Raw genomic sequence first — 3,804 nt, 5'->3', positions numbered from 1 at the left:
CGTGCCGTTCCGTTTGCTGGCCAGGATGTAAACGCAGAACTGCTTGTCCATAGCGCCAAACGCCAAACTGGATTCCCGCTTTCGCGGGAATGACGGCCATAACACCGAACCACGTTACCCACAAATTTGTCGCGCACCCCATGTAGTGGAGGCACTTAGTACGGCCAGCGTTGCGCCACCCAACGGCGCACCAACCGCGGCTCGCAGAGCCGGCGCAGGCCGCGCGCGCATAGCGGTGTGACCGCACCAAGCCCCGCGCCGGCGACCACGTCGACGACGTAATGGTAGTGCAAGTACACTGTGGTGAAGATGATGCCCGCCACCCACAGCGTCACCAGCCCGCGCCACCGCGGCAGCAGCTGCCAGGCCATGTACCAGCACACCAGTGACACCGCGGTGTGGCCGCTCGGGAAGGCGTCGGTGGTGGTGCGTTCGGCGAAATGCAAGAAGAGCCGCACGCCCTCGCTCACCACGCTGCCGCCCAGCACGGCCGGCTCGGCATCAATCGCGACCCGTGGACCGAGCGTGGGGAACAGCAGGTAGCCCACGTACGAGAGGTAGAAGCAGCTGAGCGCGCCGAACACCAGTTCATCGAAGGCCGGGCGCCGGCACCGGCGGTAGAGCACCGCGCCCAGCACCACGGGCAAGACGTAGTAGCTGACGTAGACAACGTAGGCGAGATCGGTCAGCCACCACGGCCGGCCGAGTGCCTGCTGCCAGGTGCCCGCAAGGTCGCCAAAAAGCCGGCCATCGAGGCGGGCGAAGGCGTCATCCCAGCGCTGCGGGTTGATGCAGTCGATGATCGCCCCCAAGCTGTTGAACAGCACGGGAATCAACAGCACCGGTGAGAAGGCATGCGCCATCTCCCCCAACGGCGAGCGTGTCGCCCACCAGCCGGCGGCGAAAACCGCGGCCGCCAACGACGCCTGTACCGCCAGCAGCAGGCCGGCCGTGACCCCCAGCGCGGTGTGGCAGGCCAGCACCAAGCCGGCAAGGCCGGCGATGAAGAGCAATGACAAGTTGTCGGCGGCATTGAGCTTCATCGGAGCTCGCAGACTAACAATGCCGCCCGCCGAGCCGGCCCCCGAGCGCCGTAGCGCGGCTGCCTCCGAGCTTCATTGCTGCCACCGGCGCATCGGTTCGCTCCCTCACATGCAGCTATCCCGGTCGCGGGCAGCGGATAGTCACCACCGGCACCGGCGCATGCTGGATCACCTTCTGCGCCACGCTCCCGAAAAGAAACTGAGCCGCTCCGCGGCGGGCGCGGGTGCCGATTACTATCAGTTCTACTCGCAGACCCACCGCGCGTTCCACGATGCAGGCAGCCGGCTCGCCCTCGATCACGTGCACGCGGTAGTGCACGCGCCGCTTGAGCAAATCCGCCACCCGGGCCCTGGCTCGCGCGCGAATGCCCGCCACGGTGGCAGCCGGCAGCGACCCGGCGCGGAAGAACGGGTCGAGCTGATGCAGGCGCGGCACCACGTGCAACACCTCCAACGTGCCGCCAACCTGCTGCACCAAACGCGCGGCCCACGCCAACGCCGCTTCGCCCGGGGGATGAAAATCCATTGGCACCAATATCCGCCGTACCACCTCTCGACCTCCGCTGCCGACACACTACCGGAGCCCGGCTGCGGCCGCAAATATGCCGGCGGTGCTCCTGCTCCAGGGCGCCACGGTTGTCTTTTCAGCGCAGCTGAGTGACACTGGCCCGGGTAAGAGGACGAGCATGGTGTCATTCCCTCGCGAAGAGATCGAGGCGGCCTGGCGGCGGCGCATGGAACTCCAGGACCGTGACGACTGGGACGGCTTTGGACAAACGTTCACCGAAGACGCGGTCTACGTCGAGCATCACTGCGGCACCTTTCGCGGGCGGCAAGCGATTCTGGCCTGGCTGGTGCCGGTAATGGAGCAGTGCCACGGTTGGACCTTTCCGGTGGAGTGGCTCGCCGTCGACGGCCACCGCATCGTGCACAAGTGGCAGAACCGCCTCCCCGGCCAGCGGCCCGACGGTACATACTACGAGTTTGGCGGCATCACCGTGATGGAGTACGCGGGCAACGGCGCGTTCTCGTATCAAGAGGACATCTACAACGCCCGTGAGCTGGAGAAGCTGCTGCTGGAGTGGAGCGCCGCCCGGCGGGACGGCATACAAGCTTAGATCGGGGGCATAACCGGTGGGATGAACTTCCGCGGCCGGTACGCTCGCCTGCCCCAGCACTTGCGGAGGCCCTTATGAAGGCACAGTACGATGTCATCGTTGTCGGCGCCGGCATCGGCGGCGTGGTCTGCGGCGCATGCACGGCTGCCGGTGGTCTCGCCACCGCGATGTTCGAGAAGGAGGACGAGGTCGGCGGGCGGATCAAGCTGGACCAGACCTCGCCGGGGTTCACCGGCTTCGAGCACTGGGTGGCATTCGGCCAAGGCTGGGGCGGCGGCGCCTGGTATCGCGCCGCCCGGGAGGTCGATGCGGACGTACGCTTCTACGAAGTCCCCGAGCCCTGCCTCTACTATCGCGGCACCGGCATGAGATTTCAGATCGCGCCGCGCTGCGCCTCGGCGTCGGCGCTGATCAGTTACTACGACAGCCTCTTCCCCCAACCGTTGTCGGCCGCCACCAAGCGGGCATTCAGCCAGGCCTTCAACTACGCTGCCGCGATACCGTACCAGGAGCTGTTCCGGGAACCGCTGTCGTGCATTCCGTTCTCCGACTTCAAGGACAAGCTCAGCACCGATCCGCAGGTGATCGGCTTCTTCGCCTCGATCGCCGCCAACTCGACCATGTGCGAGGCCGAGGAGGCGATGCAGCATCTCTCCGCCGGCGGCTTGCTAAGCACGTTCCGGTTCTGGTGGATGAGCGAGGCGCACTGCGTCGCCTTCAAACCGAACCACGTCGAAGGGCTGGTTCGCCCGTTCGCCGACTCGATGAGGCGCAACGGCGGCGAGCTGTTTCTCGGCACCGAGGTCACCGAGGTGCTCGTCGAGAACGACATCGCCAAAGGCGTGGTCGTCAAGACCACGACGGGTGAAACCCGGGAGGTGCGCGCGAACAAGGTCGTCGTCAACGCCAACTTCGCGCAGATCCCGTCGATTTTCCGCAGCCTGCCGCCGGAGGTGCAGCGGCCGATCGACGCCTACACAGCGGTGCCGTTTCACGACTTCACGATCTACGCCGAGTTGGACCGGCCGATCACCGCCGAGACGCATCCGGTGTCGGTCGTCGACCCCAAGACCGGCAGCAACCTGCTGATGATCTGGAGCCTCTCCAACGCGTTCCCGTGGAATGCGCCGGAGGGCAAGCAGTTGATTTTCGCCAGCCGCGTCCTGCCGCTCGACCCGCGCGAGCGCGAACGCGTGCGGCAGACGCTCAAGAGCGAGATCGACGACATCATCGACGAGGTCTTCCCCGGCTACAAGAAAGCGGTGGTAGCCAAGCACTACGCCTCGCACTACCCGCTCTGGCACTACCAGCACACGTGGTACAAGAAGATCCCCTACCGCTCACAGTCAGTGAAGAACCTGTTCTTCGTCGGCGATTGCGTCGAGCCGCAGTGGAGCATGACGGTCGACGCCGCCGCCAGCACGGGCCTGTTCACCGGCAAGTCGATCCTGCGGTTGGAAGGGCGGTAGGCCCGCGTTCACTTCGGGGAGAGCGATGGCCGCGGGTGCGCGACAAATTTGTGGGTAACGTGGTTCGGTGTTATGGCCGTCATTCCCGCGAAAGCGGGCCGTCATTCCCGCGAAAGCGGGAATCCAGTTTGGCGTTTGGCGCTATGGACAAGCAGTTCTGCGTTTACATCCTGG

At 65.5% G+C, this 3,804-nt stretch carries 4 protein-coding genes; 2 read left to right on the top strand and 2 right to left on the bottom strand.

Annotation, left to right across the window (positions count from 1 at the left end; genetic code table 11):
• Positions 1–155 precede the first annotated feature (155 nt).
• Both HY699_23015 and HY699_23010 read right to left on the bottom strand, forming a co-directional pair.
• The gene (locus HY699_23015; GenBank protein ID MBI4518677.1) at positions 156–1,043 is read right to left on the bottom strand and encodes a phosphatase PAP2 family protein; all 888 of its coding nucleotides are present in this window, start codon (positions 1,041–1,043) and stop codon (positions 156–158) included.
• Between the two features lie 115 nt (positions 1,044–1,158).
• A complete protein-coding gene (locus tag HY699_23010; GenBank protein ID MBI4518676.1) occupies positions 1,159–1,569 on the bottom strand; it encodes a universal stress protein in 411 nt (136 codons plus the stop codon).
• A 160-nt stretch (positions 1,570–1,729) separates the two neighbouring features.
• Here HY699_23010 and HY699_23005 point away from each other — a divergent pair, with 160 nt between their 5' ends.
• Together HY699_23005 and HY699_23000 are read left to right on the top strand one after the other, a co-directional pair.
• Positions 1,730–2,161: a nuclear transport factor 2 family protein gene (locus HY699_23005; protein ID MBI4518675.1), complete on the top strand. Its 432-nt coding sequence runs from the start codon at positions 1,730–1,732 to the stop codon at positions 2,159–2,161.
• A gap of 74 nt (positions 2,162–2,235) precedes the next feature.
• Entirely contained in the window at positions 2,236–3,630 is a 1,395-nt protein-coding gene (locus HY699_23000) for an FAD-dependent oxidoreductase (protein MBI4518674.1), read from the top strand.
• Positions 3,631–3,804: the final 174 nt, after the last annotated feature.

The sequence above is a fragment of the Deltaproteobacteria bacterium genome, from assembly GCA_016210005.1.
Taxonomy (GTDB): Bacteria; Desulfobacterota; Binatia; order HRBIN30; family JACQVA1; genus JACQVA1.
Note: the sequence above shows the minus strand (reverse complement) of the source record. Positions and strands in the feature narration are given on the sequence as shown.

Coding starts and splice junctions, on each gene's coding strand:
- HY699_23015 (MBI4518677.1), bottom strand. CDS start 1,043: ATGAAGCTCAATGCCGCCGACAACTTGTCATTGCTCTTCATCGCCGGC.
- HY699_23010 (MBI4518676.1), bottom strand. CDS start 1,569: ATGGATTTTCATCCCCCGGGCGAAGCGGCGTTGGCGTGGGCCGCGCGT.
- HY699_23005 (MBI4518675.1), top strand. CDS start 1,730: ATGGTGTCATTCCCTCGCGAAGAGATCGAGGCGGCCTGGCGGCGGCGC.
- HY699_23000 (MBI4518674.1), top strand. CDS start 2,236: ATGAAGGCACAGTACGATGTCATCGTTGTCGGCGCCGGCATCGGCGGC.